Origin of the sequence: Flavobacterium gawalongense, assembly GCF_007097265.1 — a bacterium.
Lineage (GTDB): Bacteria > Bacteroidota > Bacteroidia > Flavobacteriales > Flavobacteriaceae > Flavobacterium > Flavobacterium gawalongense.
In genome coordinates, this window is the sequence record NZ_VJZP01000012.1 from 54840 (window position 1) to 80077 (window position 25238).

The following is a 25238-nucleotide window of genomic DNA, read 5'->3' on the forward strand; positions in this document are numbered from 1 at the left end:
GTATTGCAATTAATAACCTGTTAAATTTAAAGAGCAGTGGTACTAGGTACTGGTTTACACCCTTCAACTTTTCGAATGAATGTAGCTTTTGTGCCAGATTTAACCCCTAAACTTTTATTACCAGTATGAGATTTTTTAGTAGTTACAAATACCTGATTATCAATTAATCCTTGAGAAAAACCAAAATGTGGTTTTAAATAAAAAACATTAACCTCATTGTCGTAATCTTCAAAACCATCAAAACCAATTTCTCTATACTGTGAATTAGAAGCTACAGCAACGGGTAAAGTGTATTTGTTTCCATATTGTGCCGATGAATACCTGTTCAAAGCATCTTTGTTTTCAAGTTCAACCCCATAAGGGTTGTATTTTGTTACTTGACTTGCGAAAGTCCATCCAGCTGGATCAATACCCCATTTTTTGTTATTAATGCTGTAAAAAGAATTGAAATTGGTAAAAAAACCTGTTTTTCTGCGATGTGTAGTAACATCATTATTACGCCCTGAAAGGTAAGCATATGACTTTATTGGCCTCCAATTGCCTTTCAAATTGTAAATAAATGGGTTCACGGCTACACCTTCTCCATTTATAAGACCATTTTCATTTGGTAAGCCCATTTCGCATTGCGATTGCCAATCATCATTATACTCTATTGCACTCGCATTAATCACTTTACGATTATCTACACTGCCTTGGTAATTAAAAGTTGCATTCGTAATATTATTTACAAGAATACCATTATTAGATGGGTCAATTGGATTTATCATACTTGTTACAGAAGCCATATTTGCCATTTGCTGGTTCCTATTTCCTGACCTTACTACTTTAATATCAAATGCGTGAGTTGTATTTATTTCCTGCGAACTATTTCCTGAAATTAATTTCACGGCTTTTTTATCTGAATTATATCCATACACCCATAATTTAGTATATTCATGCCCTAATCCGTTGGGGTCATATATTAATTCATCTCCAATTTTTAAATATTTAGAAATATCTTCACTAGTAGGCATATCTTTCAAGGTAAATAAATTAGGTTGCCCTGAATAATTAATTAAGGTACCTTCTAAATCTAGATTTTCAGAAGCCATTCCCATATTATTATAGTACCAATAGGCAGGATAATTAAAACTGTAATATTTATCATCAAATTCATTGATAGTTTCTGTTAATAATACTTGTCCAGATTGAGAATCCCAAGCTAAATTTTTAGTGGAAACTCTTGAACCTAAATCATGGGCTACCTTCTCAATTAAAATACCTGTTTTATGAATTACTTTAGTTGTAACGGCAGTTCGTAACTGTGTGTCATGGTAACTACCTCTAGGCAATAATAAAGGAACGAAGCCTGGAAAAATGCCAATAAGGAAAGATGCTAAATTGCCATCAAAACCAAAAGAAGTAGATGAACTAGTGCTTTCATTAAAATCATTTACCATGTCATAATCAACTCCTATCAACTGCTTTTGAACTTCCCCTTTTGAATTTATAGTTGGTAATTCATTTGTTAATTTATTATTGCTATCTACATTATATTTATATTCTACCATTGAAATAGGTTTACTGTCAATACCTTCTGGATATACCTCTTCCGATTTTAATTTTCCATTCATATCATTGGTCTCTATTACAAAACCTTGAGAAGCAGTAACGTGTAACCGTGAAAATTCAAACATCATGCTGAGTAATAAGTTTGATTGACTATGTGTAGGTGTTAATTGCCTATCAGTAAAATCAACTTTTGTAGGAAAATCTTTTGAAGTGTAAAAACTAGTCACTGTTTTACCTGTCCCATGTTTTTTCAAGGATTTTCCGTTTTCATTTTTGTTTAGATTAGTTACGGTAACTCTCGAATATGTTACTTTTGGTGACGGAAAAAAACTCTCTCCAAATGGTTTTTCAACGTAATTCAATTCTTTAGGAGCACTTAATATTTCAGCATAATTTCCAGTTTTTGCATAAAATGGTTCTACAAAAGGATTTTCATTTGAAGCATTGGGTTCAAACGTTGCAACTCCAGAAGAAGATGTACCATTTGAATCTGAATAATTATATTCTTGTCCATATTTTTCTTTATACGTTTCATTTGTTTCAACTGAATTCATAACATTCCACTCATCACTGAGAGTTATTTTTTTCACCCTCAATCCTCCACCTAATTTTTTACCATTTGGATTTTCCAATCGAATCCATGACTTGGTAGGATCAAATCTTTGGGCACATTTTTTTTCTAATAACCTAGCATTAGGCCCTGTTACAAGTTCTTTCATTGCACCAATACTAGATACCAGATCGCGAACAATAGCAAATACTTTTTTATTTACCTCGTCACCACCACTACTGTAAATCAATCTGTTTAAATAAGTTCTTCCGAATCCCCACCCAGTTTTACTTATTGGATTAACTTGTCTATTATTAATTACCAATCCACCATCTAAATTGACGAATTTAAGAGGAATGGATGCAATACCATTTACATCAACGCGTATGTCTAAATCTTTTTTAATTTCAAAATAGCCACTTACATAGTCACTTTTATCAGTGGTCATATTTAGTAGAAAACGAAAATAAATTGGTTTGTCAATGTTTTCAGAAAGGTACTTTTTAATAAATTCTTCTTTTGTAATATTTTTATCTAATGGGTCTACTTTTACATAAATATATCTATTTTGATTTATTCCAAAATCATATAACAAATTACTATCTCTTACGTTTACGTCAGGTCCAGATCCGATAACTTTAAACATTTGCATTGCTTTTTTATTTTGTACATAGGCGTAATCATCACTTTCTGTACTCACTTCAATTTTCCCTCCTGAAGGTAAATCAATGGTTTTCAAAGTCCAAGCTCCGGTATTTATATCTGCATCTGCTTTGTTTTGTTCTACGAATGGAAATTCAGCATTTGGAATTCCATTTTTATTTGAATCTTTATAATTCCCCCAAATATCAAACCCTTTAATATGATAATTAGGATTACTGGCTGTGCTTTCTCCATATCCAAAAACATATGGTGTATATTTTCCCATATTTGAGTTTCTATAAGTAAAATACACTTTTTCCAATGTTAATTTACCTCGTTTGTTATTAGCATCTGTCGGTAAATTAGAAGGAATTCCTGCGCACAGATTATAATTATATTCAAAATGAGCTATTTTAATTGGAGTAATTATACTTGATAACACAGGATCAATTATTTTTCCGTTTCTATCTTTTTGCAATTCTGATTTTGAATACAAGCGAATACTTTTAATTCTTTTCATGCTCTGGGATCCCATCCCACCAGATTCGCTATCTACACCCATTGCATCCAATCGGTCTTCTAAGTCAATAAAAGCAATATGGGTTTTAGTTTCTATTGCTTTTAAATACACCAATTCTTTTTCTCCATATAAATAGGATGCTTTTTGATCGTGTTTACCCGATTTTAACCCCTCATTATATGAAGCTGTATTCTTTTGGTAAGGAACTCTCCATCTATAGTTAGCTATGTAATTTTTGTCATCAGCATGAGAATATTCAAATTTTGTATATTTCCCGAAATCATTATCCGATGGTCCATTAAAGTCAATATCCTGATAGTCTGGAGACAATATACTAGAGATTAAATAAGTATGTGCATAAGAAGGAGTTGTTATTTTATTTACATAATGATCACTACTACCTGTTCCATTTCCTTTTACTGATCCATTATAGGAAACTAAACCATTTTGTATATTCCCATCAGTACGGCTTGACACGTCAAAAGTTGCTTCTACCTTAGTTGTATTATAGGCTGTTTTTCCGTAAACATAAGTTGAGCCATCAGTTTGTATTACTTTCATTCCAGCGGTATGATGTTGTTTTCCAAATTTATTTTTAAAAATAAATTTGTCATCAGCCTCTTTTTGTGATACTTTTTGAACTACTTGGTTTCTAGGAATTCTGCCATCACGTTTTAGTCTGGACGAGAAAGGACTTTCTACATATTCTTTATTTGATGCTTTTACTCTATAACTTGATTTTGCAAACATGTTATAACCTTTACCACCAAGTTTAATATCAACCGCTTTGTTGCTGTGTAACCTGTTTTCATAAAGACCGCTTTCATTATCTACATTTAATTCTCCTATCATTTTATATGAGACAGCTTGATATTCTATATTGTTTTTATCTAATTTACTTTCTTCAAATACAGGTAATGCAAAATTGTTAGATTTCCATTTTCCAGTTTTAGCAAGAGAATTAGAGAGATTAAAATTAAGTCCCATATGAACTAGATTACCTCCACCAAATTCTGCCCCTCCAGATAGTCCTGCTCCAACATCAGTGACATCATCATTATAAACATAGCTTACCTGTGAACGATAAGGTCTAAACATACCTGAAATCCCTTGTCCTTCTACATTGTATATATCATAAGTGTAGTTAGTAACTGGTAAAACAGTTGTGTTTTGACTGATTGGTTGTTCTTTTTCACGATTATAATCTAAAACACCTTCTTTAGTTCCTTTATGATGGGTAAAGTCGTAACCATAACCCCCAATTGTCCTATCTTTATAAATAGGATTAATTGTCTGTATTGAACCGTAACCTAATATATTACCTTGTGCTTCTCCTCCCAAAATTTCAGTACCCAATGCTGCATTAAAAGTGTAATTATCATTTATAAACCCAATTCGTTTGGTTGGAGTATGATTGTGCGTCATATTGAATGACAGGCTACCGCTCAATGTTCCACTTTTCACATCTTTATTTTTCCCCATAGAGGTAACAGACATACTCATATTCTCTAAACCTTTTCTACTACTTAAAGTCGTACCAATTCCTGTCGTTAAACCAATAGTCTTGTCATTTATATCCTTTACATTACTAGATATACTTACCGAGGGACTTATTGTTGCACCATCGGCAGTTGAGGAAGAAAAATCAAAGTTTAAACTAGATCCTTGTAAGTTTTCAGACAGTGCAAAACTAACCCCAACTGAAGGTTTAAATGTAACCCCTTCATAATTATTATATTGAGCTCCTAAACCTAAACTAAAGGGAAAATCTTTTCCAAAAAATGCGGGATTAGCTTTGAAATTGACTCCGGCCGTTACATTTTTACGAAGATCATTTTCATAGCGCATTGGGTCTCCATTAAAATCGTCAGGAAGCCCCCTAACTTGTCGATTAATTTGTCCTACGTTAAGATTCCACCCTAATCCAACCCAAGAAGCTTCTTGATCCATTGTAACTCCTGAATTATAAGCTAGGTTTATAGGATAACCTCCCACATCCATAATAGGAATATTATAGTTAAAATCACCACTCGCTAAATCAATCATGTCTGATGTACCGATAGGTGTAAAACTATTAAACTCAGGTTGAGTAGGTCCACTAGTTAGTGCATACATTTGTAAAGGCTGTATCGATTCTAAAAGAATCATCATGGCTAAGTAAATAGCCAGCGTTTTCTTAAACTTACTTTTTTTAACTTGTTGAATCATAAGGCTATTTGAGTATAAGTATCTTTAAATTTAAACTTAAGAGTTCCTTTCCTAAAAAGAAAGTCATTATAAACCAATTGTATTTTATCATTTGGATCTATTCCGCTAAAGAACAACAACACTTTTTGATAAGGTGCAATTTTATAGCTTCGTTCATAACTAACTCCAGAACAAGGAATAGTATCTTTTTTTGAAGTCACCACATAGAAATCTTTATCCAAACCAAAAGACATATATTTTACGGCATTGGTATATTCCATTCCTGTAAAGTCTTTTGAGAGTATATCTTTTTCTTCGTCTTGCTGGAATGTAAATTCGATGATGCGTTCTCTTTTATTTTCTTCGTAGAGCGAATCAACAAGCACTAGATTTTCGTTCCCTTTATCTTTTAACAAATAATATTGAATTGGAACTTCAGTAGCAACAAAGCCTATGTCGTCTACTTTTTGGATATATACGCGGGATTTCCAGCCTACCTTTTCCAAATTGAAATAGCGATCTCTAATTTCGGAGTCACCTTTATTATCATCCCCCCCTTTCTTACAAGAAAAAAATACAAAAACAAAAAGCAAACAAAATATCTTATTTAAGTCCCTCATACTTTTTGTTTATATAAATAAGCAACTCGTTTGTCACATCTATAGTTTCATCAGCAAACAAAACGCTCCTTTTATTTTCCGAACCAATGACTAATTGATATTTATTTTCTTTAGAGAATTCATTTACATAGCCATGAATTCTTGCCCAAATTTTTAAAGACTCTTCTGAAGCAAAATTTTGGTTGAATTGCTCCAATTCTTCTTTTCCCTTGATGAAATTTTGCATTACTATTTTCTTATCTCCTTCTGAAATTGTTTGAGATTGCAACTTAGAATACAGAGAATCTAAACTCAATTTCCGAGTATTAAATTCTTTTTCCCCAATTCGCTTCATTTCTTTTGTCATGTTGAAACTATCAAAGAGTTTGCTGTTGTCAGCATAAACAATTTTTTTACTTGATGCTAGAATATTAGAAGCAAAAACAATAATCAATATACCTATTAATACGATATTGATTACAACTAGAAAATTTAATTTATTTTTTATCACAAAATATCTTGTTAAAATTTACACAAATATAGTATTTTTTCTTACTTTATAACATCTCTTATTAAAAATTTCTTCAAAAGTCTAATAATTATTGTTAATTAACAATACCCACTTTTGGTGATATTTGATATTTAAAAGAAAAAAGATTTACGATCCACACAAGAAGAAAACGTAAAAGCAATCTCTGATATGTTTTTATTTCTTTTTCCTATGCACTATTTTTAATAAATTATCTGTTCATTGATACCGAAATCATCAGATTTTCTTATCCACAAATTGACAAATTGTTCGCTAAACTTTACTTTAATTGTTAAGATTAATAGGTATATTAAAAATAGTTATGATAGATTTTTTTATAGAAATCCTAAGTATAATTTCATTCGCACTTACAGAGAGTGTTTTTTATGGAACGAATCCTTATCAGACCCCGGTATTTATTTACTTCCAAGAGGTGCTGTAAGCATTGGTAAGATGACCATTGGACAACGAGACGCCTCAATGACTATCATAAAAGATTTTATGATTGGTAAAGCACTTGTTTACTGCTCTAAGCTTTAACCCCTAATTAAATGCTGTAGATTACTTGTCGCAGTAAATAATAATGATGACTAGCAGGTAAAAGCATTACTTAAAAATAAGGAAATTTATATTGTGCTATATCAAAACTGCACTTTTAAATTCTGGCAAGGCTACAGCAAGAATACTGATGAACAAAAGAAACAAGTTTTACAACTCTTGTGGATTGTCATTAAGCTGACAAAAAGCAATAAATCGGAACCAAAAAGTAGTGAATCATTATATAAACAAACGGAGATGATATAATTCTTATAACCATCTTGAAAGAATTCAACGTTGATATTATTGGCTGATTTGTCTTACCGTCATTGAAATTTCGCTCAACCAACAAAATGAAAAAAAATATTCCGAACGGAAGTATATGCATTCATTTTATAAAAAAGTCAGCCTTGAAAAAAGTTGCATTCATGTTCTTGAAGAAATTAATAACCCTGAAAGGCATATTAAAAAAAAGTCAACAGAAATTTATAAATAAAACCACACTCTAAAATTAAGATTTGTTCTTAACCATATCTTGTCGCTAAGGTTAGCATGTCCAATATTTCAAATTAAATCAAGCTAACACCAAAAATTAAAATATAGAGCTGCTAAAGAGAAAAAAACTATTAATGCTCCAGTGCAAGATAGATTATACCTATCCTTTTTTTGTTTGATTCAAAAAGGTATCTTTGCATCGTCGAAATTAAACTCCTATTTAAAATTAGAGACCTAATTAGAGACCCCTTAATTTTAACAAACAAAAAAACCTTATTTTTAGGCACTTTTATAATATGAATTACTTATCTGTTGAAAATATCTCTAAATCTTTTGGAGAAAGAACACTTTTTGAAAATATTTCTTTTGGAATCAATAAAGACCAAAAAATTGCCTTCATAGCCAAAAACGGCTCTGGAAAAACTACTATCATGAGTATTATTAATGGTCTTGAAGAACCAGATACGGGACAAGTAGTTTTGAGAAAAGGCATAAAAATGGCTTTCCTTTCGCAAAATAACAATTTGCAAGACGAATTGACCATTGAAGAAAGTATTTTCGCATCAGATAATGAGACTTTGAAAGTGATTGAAGCGTATGAAAAAGCGTTAGAAAATCCTGAAGATGAGGAAGCATACCAAAAAGCTTTTGACGGAATGGATCAGCACAATGCGTGGGATTTTGAAACGCAGTACAAGCAAATTTTGTTCAAACTGAAGTTGGAAGATTTTAAACTGAAAGTGAAGAATCTTTCGGGTGGACAGAAAAAACGGTTATCACTGGCTATCATTTTGATCAATCGTCCTGATTTATTGATTCTGGATGAGCCTACGAATCACTTGGATTTAGAGATGATTGAATGGCTGGAAAGTTATTTTGCCAAAGAAAACATTACGTTGTTTATGGTGACACACGACCGTTTCTTTTTGGAGCGTGTTTGTAACGAAATCATCGAATTAGACAACGGAAAATTATACCAATACAAAGGAAATTACTCTTATTATTTAGAGAAAAAAGAGGAACGCATCGCATCCGAGAATTCTAGTGTGGATAAAGCGCAGAATCTTTTTGTGAAAGAATTGGAATGGATGCGCCGTCAGCCAAAAGCGAGAACGACCAAATCAAAATCGCGTCAGGATGATTTTTATGTAATTAAAGAAAAAGCACAAAGTCGCCGTCGCGAAAATAAAGTGGAGCTTGAAATTAACATGGAACGTATGGGAAGCAAGATTATCGAGCTTCACAAAATTTCCAAAAAATTCAAAGATCACGTGATCATGGATAATTTCAGTTTTGATTTTCAACGTGGCGAACGCATTGGAATCATTGGAAAAAATGGAACTGGAAAATCGACTTTCTTGAATCTCTTAACAGGATCTATTCCGCTTGATGCAGGGAAAGTAGTTGTTGGTGAAACCATAAAAATAGGATATTATACGCAAAGTGGCATCAATCCAAAGCCGGGTCAGCGTGTTATTGATGTGATTAAGGAATACGGAGAATTCATTCCGTTGATGAAAGGAAAATTGATCTCGGCTTCGCAATTATTGGAACGTTTCTTGTTTGATGCTAAAAAACAATACGATTTTGTCGATAGATTGAGTGGTGGCGAATTGAAACGTTTGTACTTGTGTACGGTTTTGATTCAGAATCCAAACTTCTTGATTCTGGATGAGCCAACCAATGATTTGGATATTGTGACACTAAATGTTTTGGAAAGCTTCCTTTTGGATTATCCTGGATGCTTAGTTGTAGTTTCGCACGACAGGTATTTCATGGATAAAATTGTGGATCACTTATTCATTTTTAGAGGTGATGGTGTGGTGGAAGATTTCCCTGGAAACTATTCTGATTTTAGAGCCTACGAAGACAGTGCTGACGTGGCTCAAAAAGAGGAAAACAAAGCGGAAAAGAAAGACTGGAAACAAAACAATCCAACCGGGAACCTGACTTTCAACGAGCAAAAAGAATTTCAAAAAACGGAACGAGAAATCAAAGATTTAGAGATTCAAAAAGCAACTATCGAACAATTATTCTCGGATGGAAAAATCGAAGAAGCAGCTATCGAGAAAAAAGCCAACGAATTGAAAAATATCATCAATAAAATTGAGGAGAAAGAAGAACGATGGTTTGAACTTTCTGCGAAGATAGAGGGATAAAATTAGTATTCAGTGTTCAGTCGCAGTTTGCAGCATGAGACACTTTCTTCAAATAATATTCTAAACAACACCCACAACAGAATGAGATTTTGTTGTGGGTGTTGTTATTTAAAGCAAAAAAGTGATTATAAATTCGTAAGAAAAATTAGAGCAAATTAAAAGTTCCTTTGATGTTTTGTAGTTTATTTTATATATTTTTGAGAGAAATAAAGCCTGATATTTGTCAGACCAAGCCTCCCAATTTTGGGTAGATTGGGATGATTTTGTCAGACCTATATGCAAGTTAGCCGTAATTATAAAAAAATCGTGCATAGAAAAACCAATCAAAAAAATGAAGAAATCAATTTTAATTATAAGTTTCCTATGTTTAACTATTTCCTGTTTTAGTCAAAAAGCGAAGAATTCAAAAAACAATTTAAAACAAAAAATAGACAATTATCTAAAAGAAATTATTGAAGTTAATGAAATTCCAGGTTCAGCAGTTGCAGTTATAAAAAATGGAAAAGTTATCTACGAGAAATATTATGGAAAAAGTTCAATAGAAGAAAATACGCTTGTAAATGAAAACAGAATTTTTAGATTATATTCCACCACCAAATTGATTTCAGCGGTTGCTGTTTTTCAACTTATTGAGAAAAACAAATTATCATTAGAAGATAAAATTGCTAAATATTTGGATAATCTTCCTGAAGAATGGCAAGATGTTAAAATCAAAAATCTAATAACACATTCATCAGGTTTACCAGATATTGTAAAATTTGAAGACATTCCGTATTCTTTAGATGAAAGTGAAAAATGGTCGCGGTTATACAAAAAACCAATGGAGTTTGAAACTGGGGATTATTACAGTTACAATCAAACCAATTATTGCTTACTTACAAAAATTATTGAGAAAACATTTGGGTCAACATTTGAAGATTATGTATTAAAAAATCAATTCCCTTCTGCAAAAAAGGGAGTTGTTTTCTCAGCAAATTCTTCAGAATCCATTCCTGATAGAGTTATTCATCATCTCTTTGATTTTAAAAAGAATAGATATGAAAGATTTAATGCTGATCACGGTAAAATTCATAATTCAGGAAGTGGTTTGAATATTACATTGAAAGAATTTATAGCTTGGAATGAAAGATTAGATGAAAATATTCTTTTAAATCCAGCAACAAAAAATTCAATGTGGAGCCCATTTCAGTTTAAAAACACGAAAGACAACTTTCTTTACGGTTGGGGAATATACGAAACAAACAAAATAAAATCATTTGGTTTTAGTGGTGGAAATATGACAGCTTTTAGAAAATTTATTGATAATGATTTGACTATTATATTTTTATCAAATGGCTATAAAAATTATAATGTAGAAGAACAAGTAATTGACCATATTGCTGGTATAGTTGATGAAAAATTATTGGACAGTAATTTATTAGCAGATGAAAAAATCACATCTGATTTTTATAAAAATGATTTTGAAAAAGCAGTAAAAAATTATGATACAATAAAAAACCAAAATCCGACACGAAACTTCGAAAACAGATTAATTACGATTGGATATAATTTGATGAATAATGAAAATTTAAAAGACGCAATTAAAGTTTTTGAATTTAACGTAAAAGAAAATCCAAATTCTTCAAATGCTTATGATTGTGTAGCCGAAGCGTATTTTGCAAATGGACAATTAGAATTATCAAAACAGAATTATCAAAAATCATTTGATATGTATTCAGGAAATACAAACGCAAAAGATATGGTTAATAAAATTGATGAAATGTTGAAAAAATAATAACTACGGCTAATCGAGTAGACGGGTCCGCCAATAACTGACGGACTGCGCCTCTCACACCACCGTACGTATGGGTCCCCGCTCTTCGAAGTATACAATAGTTCTTGGTTAAGCTGCGCAAATGTCTCTGACTTTGCGCCCATAACAATGAGTAACAAAATAATAAAGCAAAAAACCACAACAAAATCTAATTCTGTTGTGGTTTTCATTTTATAAACTCGTATAAATGGTTTACGCCAAAAACAAGGTCTTCTTGTGATAATTATATAAAATCGAATCGTAAAGGGTTACTTTAGGCGCAACTTTTTCGGAAGAAGCATCAAACTTGATACCGTTGTATTTGCGGAACAAGTAAATCTCTTTCAAACAATTAGACAAACTCTTATGGATTAATGTCTTAAAAGTTGGCAATTTTTTGTCTCCTACCAATAAATCAATTTGGTAATTCGAACTCGTTTTCGATATATTATTTCCGATGATTCTTATAGTAAATTTTGTCGGAATTCCGTTTTGTTCCCCTTGATACTCTATTACCATAGTATTTAAAATTAAAATGTGGTTAAATTAGATAATGCTCAACTTTTATATTTATTGAATTCTATATTAAAGATACTAATATAAAGAAAACTGCATAATAACAGCCCCTAAATTATTAATTTACAACAAAAATAATTAATAAAACGGTTTTGAACCTAATTTAAAACTCTAAAAATTTCATAAACTTATAACTACTACCAAGGAATAGGATTGTAATCTTTCAAAAACTTCCCACACCAATGTTTTCCTGTATTGATACCGTCAAACAATGGATCCATAACCCGTGCAGCACCATCCACAATATCTAATGGCGGTTGGAAATCTTCAAATCAAAAATCATGGTACCATGAATTACTTGAGAGTATGAATTATTTTGCGTATTTTTGAATTATACTATTTAAAAACATGAATGCAATAGAAAGCCATACCGAGGATATAACAACATTGTGCAAAACGCACAATGTTAAGTCATTGTATGCCTTTGGTTCCGTTTTAACTGAAAAATTCAATGACGAAAGTGACATTGACCTAATCGTTGAATTTCAACCGTTAGATGTTTTAGATTATGCCGATAATTATTATGATTTAAAATTCTCATTAGAAACCATATTAAAAAGACAAATTGATTTGCTTGAAGAAAAAGCTATTAAAAATCCTTATTTTAGAAAAACTATAAATCAAAATAAACAACTGATTTATGGACAATAACATTAAAACTTGGCTTTATGATATTTTAAGTTCAATTAATGAAATCGAAAGTTATTTTGTTGATTCTCCCAAAGAATTTAAAGTTTATGAAAATGATTTAAGGACTAAAAGAGCTGTTGAAAGGAATATTGAAATAATTGGTGAAGCAATGAATCGAATTTTAAAAGAAGATAGCGAAATCATTATTTCGAACTCCAGAAAAATAGTGGATGTTAGAAATAGAATAATTCATGGTTATGATTCGGTTTCTGACGAGGTGATTTGGGGAATTGTAATACGACATTTACCCATTCTGCAAAAAGAAGTCGAAAAAATGCTAGGAGAGTAATAAATACTTCTGCCTTTACACCCACAATAAAAAACCACAACAAATATTAGATTCTGTTGTGGTTTTATTTTTTATCTAATAAAGTTTTCAATTAAAAACTTTCGACTGAAAACTAAAAAACTACCAAGGAATAGGATTGTAATCCTTCAAAAACTTCCCACACCAATGTTTTCCTGTATTAATACCATCAAATAACGGATCCATAACCCGTGCGGCACCATCAACAATATCTAATGGCGGTTGAAAATCTTCTTCTTCCTGTTTTCTTTTGGCTAATTCTGCGGGATCTTCGTCGGTTACCCAACCCGTATCTACCGCATTCATAAAAATTCCGTCTTTTGCCAATGTTCCTGAGGAAGTATGAGTCAACATATTCAAAGCGGCTTTGGCCATATTGGTATGTGGATGGCGGTCTTCTTTAAAAAAGCGATGAAACTTTCCTTCCATAGCCGAAACATTGATGATGTGCTTTTGTCCGGTGTTGTCTTTCTTCATCACTTCCGAAAGGCGGTTACACAATACAAAAGGCGCTACTGAATTCACCAGCTGCACTTCAATCATTTCAGTCGTTTCTATTTGTCCCAATCGCAAACGCCAGCTGTTGGTTTTTCTCAAATCTACTTGCTGCAAATCGGCATCGAGTTCCCCTTCCGGAAAAACTTCATTTGCCACCAGCGCATTATCAAAAGAATACGGAATCTGGGATAATTTGGCGGAAGCCCGCAAACCAATTCCAGGTTCTGGTCCGTGCCAAGTCACCGGCATATTTTGATTCGAAGAAACTCCTGATATCAAGACTTTTAATTCATCCAAACAATTGGTATGATCCAGTAATAATTCTTGCGCTTGTTGGGGTAAAGATGCTATGGAAAGCGCTTCATTTTCCATTAAATGGGTATAGAATCCGGCGGGACGTCTTACCGTTTGTGCCGCATTATTGATTAAGATATCCAAACGTTCGTATTTTTGCTCTATGAAATTGCAAAAAATTTCCACACTGGGAATGTGTCGTAAATCCAATCCGTGAATTTTCAAACGATGTCCCCATTCCATAAAATCATCTTCCTTAGAAAAACGCAATGCTGAATCCACCGGAAAACGAGTCGTAGCAATAACAGTCGCTCCACCACGCAGCAACATCAAAGTAATGTGATAGCCTATTTTTAAGCGAGAACCCGTAATAACAGCTACTTGACCTTTTACGTCTGCGGTTTGAAAACGTTTAGCATAATTAAAATCACCACAATCGGTACACATCGTATCATAAAAGTGGTGCATTTTAGTAAACTCGGTTTTACATACATAACAATTTCTGGGAGTTTCCAGTTCTAATTGTTCTTTAAGAGCGAGATGGTTTATAGCCAACAATTTTGGCGCCACAAAAACACTCGCTTCACGGGCATGCCGGATTCCGGTTTCCTTACGGGCGGTTCTATCCCGCTTTTCCATTTTCCTTTTGATTGCTAGCTTTCCGTCCTTTTTTCTACGGGAAAGCTCGTCTCGATCCGGTCTGGAAAACATTCCTGCCGCTTTGATTAAGGCCGTTCGTTGTTCTTTTGGGATATCAAATATTTGATCTGTATCCGTATTCAATTGTGCCAAAATAGCGATGCATCGGTCTATTTCTTCCGAGCTTATGGCAGTCTTATTCTCTATTGCTGATGTTATCATTATATAAAACAGGCATTTTTATTAGCAAAAATACCAAGGGTGCAAATATACTATTTAAAGTGAATAGTATTTAGTGAGAAGTGATTCGTGTAATACCTGAATTATTACTAATTATAAAGGCATACACTTTCAGAATTAACCGTGTTTAATCTGTAAGGGAATTAACTTTTAAAATATTTCACGTTAGAATCTGCGTGAATCTGCCAAATCTGCATGCCTATATTTTCACGCAGATTTGGCAGATTTACGCAGATTATTCACTCCGCACTAATTACTCTTTTTTCGTATCTTCGTGCCTTCTTTATAAAAGCCCTAATAATAGCTATGTTTTTCCAAATAAAATCGTACTTACAATTCCTTTGGCACTCTAAAAATGAGCATGCGGTACATTCACCTTTTGTGTTTACTTTATTGACAAAATGCTTTTATGACAAAAAATCAAAACCCGAATATGCTGTTCTGAAGAATTATAGAAAATCACTTTTAGAAAACAACAATACCATTGAAGTCACTGATTTTGGCGCAGGTTCGAAAGTTTTCAAGTCCAATACAAGAGCAATCTCCAAGATTGCAAAAACGGCTGGAATTTCTCCGAAGCGAGCCCAATTATTATTTAGAATCACGAATTATTTGCAGCCAGAATCTATTTTAGAAATTGGCACTTCATTAGGATTAGCAACTTCCGCGCTTTCATTAGGTAATTTAACAGCAAAAATAATCACTTTAGAAGGTTGTCCGGAAACTGCAAAAATTGCTCAATTGCAATTGCAAAAATTCAATTGCAACAATGTAGAATCTATTATAACAGCGTTTAATTCTTATTTAGAGAACGGGAATTCATCACTGAATACTGCAACGGAACACTACAAACTGAACACTGAACACTTTTCCTTAATCTACTTCGACGGCAATCACTCCAAGAAAGCAACGGTAGACTATTTCGAATTATTACTTCCAACAACAATTAACGAAACCGTTTGGATATTCGATGACATTCATTGGTCACCAGAAATGGAAGAAGCGTGGGAAATCATAAAAAAACATCAAAAAGTGACCGCAACCATTGATACTTTTCAATGGGGATTGGTATTTTTTAGAAGAGAACAACCCAAAGAGCATTTTGTAATTCGCGTTTAACGCAAAAAAAAATGACAGCCATTACTGGCTGTCATCTTTCCTTTGAATTAGTAATTCCTTATTCTTTAGCTCTTTTCATTTCTCCAGATTTTGCTCCCATTCTATTCACTTTCAACATTGGAGCAAATTTGAATTTTAAAGCAGCAATTTTTCTGTTATCATCAGACGAAAGTCCTTCTTTTTCAACAGTGTTTTTTCTGCTGTCAAGTGCTTCGTACATTAATTTAATTTCATCCCAGTCTTCACGTGAATAACTGTCTTTATTATCTTCAGCAGTATGGATGAATTGTTGGTAAACGCTATGTATATTAGCTGCGTTTACCCAGCTAAAATTCATATCATCCCCAATTTTTCCTTGACCAAATAAAGCATTTCTTAATTGTTGTTTTGCATTTACTGGCACAGCAACAATTTCTTGTTCCGCTTTTTCAGCGTCATATTTAGCTTTTAAAGCTTCATATTTGGCTCTACTTGCATCAAGACGCTCTTGCGCTGCCGCATTATCTTTCATGTTTGCAATAGCAGCTTCAGCTTCTCCGCTTTTCAATTCATAAGTTGCTTCAATCCCCTGCCAGTTACCTTTAGCATCTTCTGCTGCAACATTACCTACTGAATCTACATACATTACATAAGTATCAACTGTTTTATCTGCTTGTTCTGCTTTTTCATCCTTACAAGATGCAAATCCCATTGCGATTACCGCTAAACCTAATACCAATTTTGTATTTTTCATAATTACTTGATTTATTAAACATTATATAAGCAAATGTAATTCAAATTATATTATATTTAATAAATAACCAAAAATTATGAAACTAATTAAATTAATTGTGATATAAAACAACAAAAAGTGTGAATTGTATAAATTTAGATTAAAATTGTGTAAAATAATAAATCCAGATTTTATATATAAATAAAATCCAAAAGTGCTGTTTTAAGGAAATAAGTCAAAAAACTAAATATGTAGGATTTGATTTTTTTGGTGAATTAAATTGAACTAAAAAATTGTAACAAATTTAAAAAATGACTACTTATTAATAATTCAAAAGTCTTTTGTACTTTTAAAATCTAAAACTTAATAGTACCCAACGCACTGTCGAAGGGCAAAAATCGTAAATCCTAATGGCAAACCCGCTAATAAAAATAACCAATATCAAACGAGATTTCGTACTTGGAAATGAAATTGTTTACGTCCTAAAAGGCATTGATTTAAAAATAAATAAAGGCGAATATGTGGCACTAATGGGACCTTCGGGATCCGGAAAATCTACTTTAATGAATTTATTAGGCTGTTTGGACACGCCTACTTCAGGAAGTTACATTCTGAACGGAAAAGATGTAAGTCAGATGAAAGATGATGAATTAGCTGAAATTCGCAATAAAGAAATAGGATTTGTTTTCCAGACTTTTAACCTTTTGCCAAGAACAACTGCCCTAGATAATGTGGCTTTACCCATGATTTACGCAGGTTTTTCTAAATCGGATAGAAATAAGCGAGCCACTGAAGTATTGGAACAGGTAAATCTTGCTGATAGAATGGATCACCAGCCCAACCAACTTTCAGGCGGACAACGCCAACGTGTGGCTATTGCGAGAGCTTTGGTCAATAAACCGTCCATCATTCTTGCCGATGAACCTACAGGAAATTTAGACAGTAAGACATCGCTTGAAATCATGAAACTTTTTGGTGATATTCATGCCAATGGAAACACTGTAATTTTAGTAACTCACGAGGAGGAAATTGCTCATTATGCGCATAGAATTATTCGTTTGAGGGATGGAGTTATTGAAAGTGATACTACAAAACAAGTGGTCAGTATTCAGTCACCAGTGACCGGATAAAATACAGTACTAATTTCAAGAAATAGCATGAATTTTATAATTTATAAGTTTGTGAAATTTATTTGCCTTTTTAAATTCGTGGGAATTAATGTAATTCGTGTTAGATAAAATATAATTCTTTTCTAAATTAAATAAATGAAAATCGCTATACTAACCTGCAAAAAACTTCCTGATTTAAATCCCGAAGATCAAAAAATAATTCCTGCATTAGCAAAATATAACATTGAAGCCAAAGCGGTAATTTGGAGTGACAAAACAATCAATTGGAGCGATTTCGACTATTTAATTTTTCGCAACACTTGGGATTATTTTGAGAAAGAAACCGAATTTAATATTTGGCTGAACCAAATAGAAAAGCTGGGAATTAAAACGCTTGACCCCATTGAAGTAATCAAGCAAAATATACACAAGTTTTATTTGCGAGAAATGGAAAAACAGAGAGTCTTAATTTTACCAACAGTATTTATTGATAAAACGGATAATCTCAATCTTGCAGAACTTATTCCATCACATTGGGAGAAAGCAGTTATAAAACCAGCATTTTCTGCAGGATCGTATCTTACCGAAGTTTTTGAAGTATTGCATACTCAAGAAATAAACGAAAAATACAAAGGGATAGCTTCGGAGAAAGAGTTGCTTCTGCAGGAGTTCATGCCACAAATTCAAACATTGGGCGAAACTTCTTTTATCTTTTTCAATAAAAAATTCTCCCATGCCGTAAATAAAAAACCTGTTGATGGGGATTTTAGGGTTCAATCTTTATTTGGAGGAAAATATAATTTAGTACAACCCAGCCAAGAATTAATTGAAAAAGCACAAAAAATTGTTCACACTTTCCCAGAAAATTTACTGTACGCCAGAGTTGACGGAATAGTAATTAATGATGTTTTGTACTTAATGGAAATTGAATGCATTGAACCTGATTTGTATTTCAATCTTAGTGAAGGTTCACTGGAACGATTTGTTGCAGCAATAGTGGAATTAATATCCTAAATTTGTTTTTTTATTATACGATTATCCTTTATAACACCTATTCAAAAATGGTTGCCACGAATTACACGAAAAAACACTAATTTCTTTAAATTCTAATTAAAAATTCGTTTAAAAATTGGTGCAATTCGTGGCAAAAAAATATTTAGTTAACTTAACGGACAAGCATATTTTATTAAAACGCAAACAAATTACCAACAAACAAATAAACCTTAGATGAAAGTATACACAAAGACTGGAGATAAAGGAACAACAGCGCTTTTTGGCGGAACCAGAGTTCCAAAAGACTATGCCCGCATAGAAAGTTATGGTACTGTTGACGAATTGAATTCTCATATTGGTTTAATTCGGGATCAGGAAATGAATATACACTACAAAGAAATCCTTATAGAAATTCAAGATCGGCTGTTTACTGTTGGTGCTATATTGGCCACACCTCCTGAAAAAGAGGTAATGAAAAACGGCGAACTTCGTTTAAAAAAACTGGGGATTATCGAGTCCGATATCGAATTATTGGAAAATGAAATCGATGCAATGGAAGAAGCATTGCCGCCAATGACTCATTTTGTACTTCCTGGCGGACATACCACTGTGTCATATTGTCATATAGCACGCTGCGTTTGTCGTAGAGCAGAACGTTTAGCAGTCCATTTAAGCCACAATGAACCCGTTGCTGAAATCGCAATCAAGTACCTGAACCGACTTTCTGACTATCTTTTTGTGTTGGCACGAAAGTTGTCTCATGATTTGAACGCTGAGGAAGTGCAATGGATTCCGAGGAAATAGTTGGCAGTTTGCAGTGGTCAGTTTGCAGTGAAAAGCGGAACACTAAATACCGAAAACTGAACACTAAATAAAACGTTCTTAACTTTAATTAAAAATAAATCATTTTTTACTTGTCTTTTTCAGTAAAAAATTTATTTTTGCACAAAACTAAATCGACAACAGATGTATTGGACATTAGAATTAGCATCCTATTTAAGTGATGCCCCATGGCCTGCTAACAAAGACGAACTTATTGACTATGCTATTAGAGCAGGAGCTCCATTAGAAGTAGTAGAAAACCTTCAATCTATAGAGGATGAAGGTGAGATATATGAATCAATGGAAGAAATTTGGCCAGATTATCCTACAGACGAAGATTATCTTTGGAATGAGGATGAATATTAAAAAGTAAAACAAGAAAAAGTCTCAAAAGAGGCTTTTTTTTTGTTTAAATTTACACAATTACACAAACAGAAATAAAAACATATTATGAGTTTTATAAACAGTATCATTAAAGTCTTTGTTGGAGATAAATCTCAAAAGGATGTCAAAGCTTTACAACCCTATCTCAACAAAATTAAAACTTTTGAAAATCCCCTAATGTCATTATCCAATGATGAACTTAGAGCGCGTACCGCATTTTTCAAAGATAAAATAAAACAAGATCGCGCTGAAAAAGATGCTAAAATCACCGCGCTAAAACAAGAAGTAGAAAGCATTCAAGACATTGATAAAAGAGAAGATATTTATATCGCTATTGATGCATTGGAAAAAGAAGCCTACGATATTTCGGAAAAAACGTTGATGGAAATTCTTCCTGAAGCGTTTGCCGTTGTGAAAGAAACAGCAAGACGATTTAAAGAAAACACTCAAATCGTTGTAACTGCAACCGCAAAAGATCGTGAACTTTCAGCTACTAAAAGCTACATAACTTTAGATGGCGACAATGCTATTTGGGCCAATTCTTGGAGTGCTGCCGGTAAAGAAATTACTTGGGACATGATTCACTATGATGTCCAATTAATTGGCGGAATGGTTTTGCATGAAGGAAAAGTTGCTGAGATGCAAACGGGTGAAGGAAAAACATTGGTAGCAACCTTACCGCTTTACTTAAATGCGCTGACTGGAAACGGAGTGCATTTGGTAACAGTAAATGATTACTTGGCAAAACGTGATAGTACCTGGAAAGCCCCTTTGTTCGAATTTCATGGTTTGACTGTCGAATGTATTGACAATTATCAACCAAGTTCAGAAGGAAGAAAAAAAGCATATGATGCTGATATCACTTACGGAACCAATAACGAATTTGGTTTTGACTATTTAAGAGATAATATGGCACATTCGCCAGAGGATTTAGTTCAAAGAAAACATAATTATGCAATTGTCGATGAGGTCGATTCCGTTTTGATTGATGATGCCAGAACACCATTGATTATTTCAGGACCAGTTCCGCAAGGAGATCGTCATGAATTTAATGAGTTGAAACCAAAAATTGAAAACTTAGTTAGTTTACAACGTCAATTAGCTAACGGTTTCTTATCAGAAGCAAAAAAATTAATCAAAGAAGGAAATACTAAAGAAGGCGGATTCTTATTGTTGAGAGCCTATAGAAGTTTACCTAAAAATAAAGCTTTAATTAAGTTTTTAAGTGAAGAAGGAATTAAACAATTGCTTCAAAAAACTGAAAATCAATACATGCAGGACAACAATCGCGAAATGCATAAGATTGATGAAGCTTTGTATTTTGTAATTGAAGAAAAAAACAACCAAGTTGAATTGACTGATAACGGAATCAAATTCCTTTCAGGAGATACGGATCCAGACTTTTTCGTTCTTCCGGATATTGGAACTGAAATTGCAGCTATCGAAAAGAAAAAACTGGATAAAGACGCGGAAGCAGAAGAAAAAGAAAAATTATTCCAAGATTTTGGTATAAAAAGTGAGCGTATTCATACTTTGACGCAACTTTTGAAAGCCTATGCTTTATTCGAAAAAGATGTGGAATATGTAATCATGGACAACAAAATCATGATTGTTGATGAGCAGACTGGTCGAATCATGGATGGTCGTCGTTATTCTGATGGATTGCACCAGGCCATTGAAGCTAAAGAAAATGTAAAAATTGAAGCTGCAACACAAACCTTTGCAACGGTAACTTTACAAAACTATTTCAGAATGTACAGCAAATTAGGCGGTATGACTGGAACAGCAGTAACTGAAGCAGGTGAGTTATGGCAAATATATAAATTAGACGTTGTTGAAATTCCTACTAACAGAGGGATGGCAAGAAAAGACAAAGAGGATTTTATTTATAAAACGACTCGTGAAAAATTCAATGCCGTAATCGAAGATGTAACCGAATTATCAAAAGCAGGAAGACCGGTATTAATCGGAACAACTTCAGTTGAGATTTCGGAATTACTAAGCCGAATGTTAAAAATGAGAGGTGTTACGCACAATGTATTGAATGCAAAAATGCACAAACAAGAAGCTCAAATTGTTGAAGAAGCAGGAAAATCCGGAGTTGTGACAATTGCTACTAACATGGCTGGTCGTGGTACCGATATCAAATTATCCGCTGAAGTAAAAGCTGCAGGCGGACTGGCAATTGTAGGAACGGAGCGTCACGATTCACGTCGTGTTGACCGTCAGTTACGTGGTCGTGCAGGTCGTCAAGGTGACCCGGGAAGTTCTCAGTTCTATGTTTCTCTTGAAGATAACCTAATGCGTTTATTTGGTTCTGAAAGAGTTGCTAAAGTAATGGACAGAATGGGATTGCAGGAAGGTGAAGTGATTCAACATTCTATGATGACTAAATCTATCGAACGCGCTCAGAAAAAAGTAGAAGAAAATAATTTTGGTGTTCGTAAACGTTTACTGGAATATGATGATGTTATGAATGCACAACGTGAAGTAATTTACAAACGTCGTCGTCATGCCTTGTTTGGAGAGCGATTGAAATTAGATATCGCTAACATGCTTTATGATACTTGTGAGTTGATTATTGACGAAAACAAAGCGACAAATAATTTCAAAAACTTTGAATTCGAATTGATTCGCTATTTCTCCATTACTTCACCAGTTAGTGAAAGTGAGTTTTTGAAATTGAGTGAAATGGAATTGACAGGTAAAGTATATAAAGCTACACTTGAATTCTATACAGAAAAAACAGAAAGAAGCGCCAGAGAAGCATTTCCTATTATAAAAAGTGTTTACGAAGATAAAAACAACCAATTTGAGCGTATTGTAGTTCCTTTTACTGATGGAATAAAAACCTTAAATGTGGTTACAGATTTGAAAAAAGCATACGATACTGAAGGTGCACAACTCGTTGCTGATTTTGAGAAAAATATCACTTTGTCTATTGTAGATGAAGCTTGGAAAAAACACTTACGTAAAATGGATGAGTTGAAACAATCGGTTCAACTGGCAGTTCACGAACAAAAAGATCCTTTGCTTATTTACAAACTGGAAGCTTTCAATTTGTTCAGAGCAATGTTAGACAACGTAAATAAAGAAGTTATTTCATTCTTGTTTAAAGGTGATTTACCGGCTCAAGAGAATCAGCAAATTCAAGAAGCAAAAGAAGTTCGTCAGAAAGAAGACTTTAAATTAAGTAAAGACGAAATTGCTTCGCCAGTTCGGTCTTCGACCTCGGGTCCAAACAGCGAAAATATAAATCGTGAAGCTGGTGACTCGAGCGCAAGCGAACAGGCGAAGCAAACCCAACAACGACAAGTAACAGAAACTATCGTGAGAGATATGCCAAAAATCAATCGCAATGACACTGTTACTGTTAAACAAGTTGCTACCGGAAAAACAGAAACTATGAAGTTCAAAAAAGCGGAAAATTTATTAGCTTCAGGAGAATGGGTTATTGTTCAGGAGTAAGCAGTATTCATCCCGAAGTTTCGGGAGTAGTTTACAGTATTGGACTGATGACAACTTAAAAACTATCCCCAATTACGAAAGTAGTTGGGGATTTTTTATTTTATTTTAAATTTATAAAGTAAGAAATAGAAGTAAAAAACACATCAGAAGCAACCTTTAACCCTTTTTTACTATCTTTATAAAAACAATTGATAATGAAAAAAATAATACTTCCACTTCTAATTTCATTTTTATTTAGTTCTTGTTGGCCAACAACTGATACCGGAGAACTTGTAAATCAACAGCAATACAAACCAGTAATTTTAGAGCGAAGTGTTTTTGAGAACTCTATAGCATTACAAAACTCACAACCCGTAACCAAATCTGGCAAAATATACATAAAAGATGATTTGATGTTTGTAAACGATGTAAATAAAGGATTTCATGTTTACAATTATTCAGATCCAAAAAACCCTATTCGGTTGCATTTTATAAAAGCACCTGGCGCAACCGATTTGGCAATCAGAGATAATACTATTTATATCAATCAAGCTGTAGATTTGGTAACTACTACCTACAATTCAGTTACGAATAAATTCATTGTAACAAGCAGAAACAAAAGTGTTTTTCCTCAAAAGCAAGCTCCAAACGGATTGAGCGGATATGTATCTGAAAATCAAATAATAATCGATTGGAATTTAATTAAATAATAAATGAAAAAAATTATATATTTATTTACAATAGTGTTTTTACTTGGCTGCTCGAATGGTGATTCCTCTGAAAGTTGAGTAGTTGGACAAGGCGGTTCACTAGCCGTTTTTGCTATAAAAGGAAATTATTTGTATTGTGTAGATCAAATGAAATTGAATGTCTTCTCGTTAATAAACAACGAAAAGCCAGTGAAAGTCAACGAAGTTCCAATTGGCTTTAATATTGAAACATTATTTTCTTATGGAGATAATCTTTTTATTGGATCTAGAAACGGAATGTTTATCTATTCTATTACAAATCCAGAAAACCCAACTAAATTATCAAGTGTACAACATTTTACAGCTTGCGATCCGGTAATTGCCAATAGTACGCACTCCTTTGTAACACTAAACTCAAATACGAGTTGCGGAAACAACATAAATGTTTTACAAGTTTATGACACAAAAGACCTTACTAATCCAAAATTAATTCATAGCAGAACACTTACTCAACCAAAGGGTATCAGTTTTTTTACTTCAGATTATTTATTGGTTTGCGATGATGTAATAAAAATATTTAATATTCAAAATCCTGTAGAACCTATATTAGTAAATTCTATTGGCAAAAACTGTTTTGACTTAATTGTTAGAAACAACACTTTATTTGCAATAGGAAATAGTGGTGTTTATCGATACGAATTGAATCCGAGTGACTTAAAAGATATAAAATTAGTAAGTGAAATAAAGTTTTAATTCTCCAAAAAATACCGTTCTTCTATTCTTTTGATGTCTTTTATGGAATTCTTGGCCCAAGCCAATCTTTTTACTAAAATTTCATTTTCGGATAAATGCCAATCAATGTTTGAATTGCGTAATTGGTAACCTTTATTTTCAGTGGGAATCCGTCCTAGAATTTTTGGACTCGAATGAACACCAACACACAATTATAAAAAACATCGGTCTCAAAACCCCAAGATGGCGTTTCTTACAATCTAGAAACCCGAAACCGTCCCACTTCTTGATAAATCAAATCAATGCAGTGCTGGTGCTCTCCAATCAGTTGCTTGCTCAAATCTGAGCTATAAATGACTTGATGTTGTGGTTTCACATTATATGTAAATTAACTAAAAGAATTTAGAAAATGAGCATGTTTATAAT

The 25238-nt window shown here is 33.1% G+C and carries 18 protein-coding genes; 12 read left to right on the top strand and 6 right to left on the bottom strand.

All coding sequences use genetic code 11. The features are described 5' to 3' along the window. Window positions 1–26: 26 nt before the first annotated feature. From FNW38_RS08630 to FNW38_RS08640, 3 genes are read right to left on the bottom strand one after another with little or no spacing between them, the layout of a single operon-like run. Window positions 27–5471 carry a hypothetical protein gene (locus FNW38_RS08630; protein WP_143388169.1) on the bottom strand — a complete coding sequence of 1815 codons (5445 nt, stop codon included), beginning with the start codon at window positions 5469–5471 and terminating at the stop codon, window positions 27–29. Further along, window positions 5468–6070, bottom strand: coding sequence for a hypothetical protein (locus tag FNW38_RS08635; protein WP_143388170.1), 603 nt, complete (start codon window positions 6068–6070; stop codon window positions 5468–5470). The genes FNW38_RS08630 and FNW38_RS08635 overlap by 4 nt, the downstream gene beginning before the upstream one ends. Then, window positions 6054–6560 (bottom strand): OmpH family outer membrane protein, encoded by a 507-nt coding sequence (locus FNW38_RS08640; protein ID WP_185963115.1) that lies wholly within the window; start codon window positions 6558–6560, stop codon window positions 6054–6056. Before FNW38_RS08640 ends, FNW38_RS08635 begins: the two co-directional genes overlap by 17 nt. 1346 nt (window positions 6561–7906) lie before the next feature. Between FNW38_RS08640 and FNW38_RS08645 the strand changes: the two genes are divergently transcribed. Together FNW38_RS08645 and FNW38_RS08650 are read left to right on the top strand one after the other, a co-directional pair. After that, the gene (locus FNW38_RS08645; protein WP_143388172.1) at window positions 7907–9769 is read left to right on the top strand and encodes an ABC-F family ATP-binding cassette domain-containing protein; all 1863 of its coding nucleotides are present in this window, start codon (window positions 7907–7909) and stop codon (window positions 9767–9769) included. 331 nt (window positions 9770–10100) lie between these two features. Next, complete coding sequence (locus tag FNW38_RS08650) at window positions 10101–11543, top strand: serine hydrolase domain-containing protein (RefSeq protein WP_143388173.1); 1443 nt, start codon at window positions 10101–10103, stop codon at window positions 11541–11543. Between the two features lie 231 nt (window positions 11544–11774). Here the strand turns inward: FNW38_RS08650 and FNW38_RS08655 are convergent, their stop codons facing one another. Then, the gene (locus FNW38_RS08655) at window positions 11775–12080 is read right to left on the bottom strand and encodes a hypothetical protein (RefSeq protein WP_143388174.1); all 306 of its coding nucleotides are present in this window, start codon (window positions 12078–12080) and stop codon (window positions 11775–11777) included. 405 nt (window positions 12081–12485) lie between these two features. Here FNW38_RS08655 and FNW38_RS08660 point away from each other — a divergent pair, with 405 nt between their 5' ends. Then, window positions 12486–12788: a nucleotidyltransferase family protein gene (locus FNW38_RS08660; protein ID WP_144064789.1), complete on the top strand. Its 303-nt coding sequence runs from the start codon at window positions 12486–12488 to the stop codon at window positions 12786–12788. After that, the gene (locus FNW38_RS08665; RefSeq protein ID WP_144064790.1) at window positions 12778–13116 is read left to right on the top strand and encodes a HepT-like ribonuclease domain-containing protein; all 339 of its coding nucleotides are present in this window, start codon (window positions 12778–12780) and stop codon (window positions 13114–13116) included. Before FNW38_RS08660 ends, FNW38_RS08665 begins: the two co-directional genes overlap by 11 nt. Before the next feature lie 120 nt (window positions 13117–13236). Here the strand turns inward: FNW38_RS08665 and FNW38_RS08670 are convergent, their stop codons facing one another. Continuing rightward, entirely contained in the window at window positions 13237–14787 is a 1551-nt protein-coding gene (locus FNW38_RS08670) for an SDR family NAD(P)-dependent oxidoreductase (protein WP_144064791.1), read from the bottom strand. Window positions 14788–15111: 324 nt separating this feature from the next. On the opposite strand from FNW38_RS08670, the gene FNW38_RS08675 reads away from it, so the two are divergent. Further along, a complete protein-coding gene (locus tag FNW38_RS08675; protein WP_143388178.1) occupies window positions 15112–15924 on the top strand; it encodes an O-methyltransferase in 813 nt (270 codons plus the stop codon). A gap of 58 nt (window positions 15925–15982) precedes the next feature. Here the strand turns inward: FNW38_RS08675 and FNW38_RS08680 are convergent, their stop codons facing one another. Beyond that, window positions 15983–16657 carry a hypothetical protein gene (locus tag FNW38_RS08680; RefSeq protein ID WP_143388179.1) on the bottom strand — a complete coding sequence of 225 codons (675 nt, stop codon included), beginning with the start codon at window positions 16655–16657 and terminating at the stop codon, window positions 15983–15985. 389 nt (window positions 16658–17046) lie between these two features. Between FNW38_RS08680 and FNW38_RS08685 the strand changes: the two genes are divergently transcribed. From FNW38_RS08685 to FNW38_RS08715, 7 genes are all read left to right on the top strand, one after another. Continuing rightward, entirely contained in the window at window positions 17047–17766 is a 720-nt protein-coding gene (locus FNW38_RS08685; protein ID WP_143388180.1) for an ABC transporter ATP-binding protein, read from the top strand. Window positions 17767–17901: 135 nt separating this feature from the next. After that, on the top strand, window positions 17902–18759 hold the full coding sequence (locus FNW38_RS08690) for an ATP-grasp domain-containing protein (protein ID WP_144064792.1): 858 nt from the start codon (window positions 17902–17904) through the stop codon (window positions 18757–18759). Between the two features lie 213 nt (window positions 18760–18972). After that, a complete protein-coding gene (locus tag FNW38_RS08695) occupies window positions 18973–19542 on the top strand; it encodes a cob(I)yrinic acid a,c-diamide adenosyltransferase (RefSeq protein WP_144064793.1) in 570 nt (189 codons plus the stop codon). Between the two features lie 162 nt (window positions 19543–19704). After that, the gene (locus FNW38_RS08700) at window positions 19705–19926 is read left to right on the top strand and encodes a DUF2795 domain-containing protein (protein ID WP_007138072.1); all 222 of its coding nucleotides are present in this window, start codon (window positions 19705–19707) and stop codon (window positions 19924–19926) included. Window positions 19927–20010: 84 nt separating this feature from the next. Then, entirely contained in the window at window positions 20011–23412 is a 3402-nt protein-coding gene (secA, locus tag FNW38_RS08705; protein ID WP_143388183.1) for a preprotein translocase subunit SecA, read from the top strand. Window positions 23413–23606: 194 nt separating this feature from the next. Further along, on the top strand, window positions 23607–24101 hold the full coding sequence (locus FNW38_RS08710) for a hypothetical protein (protein WP_143388184.1): 495 nt from the start codon (window positions 23607–23609) through the stop codon (window positions 24099–24101). Between the two features lie 189 nt (window positions 24102–24290). Further along, the gene (locus FNW38_RS08715) at window positions 24291–24833 is read left to right on the top strand and encodes an LVIVD repeat-containing protein (RefSeq protein WP_143388185.1); all 543 of its coding nucleotides are present in this window, start codon (window positions 24291–24293) and stop codon (window positions 24831–24833) included. The last annotated feature ends 405 nt before the right edge of the window (window positions 24834–25238 follow it).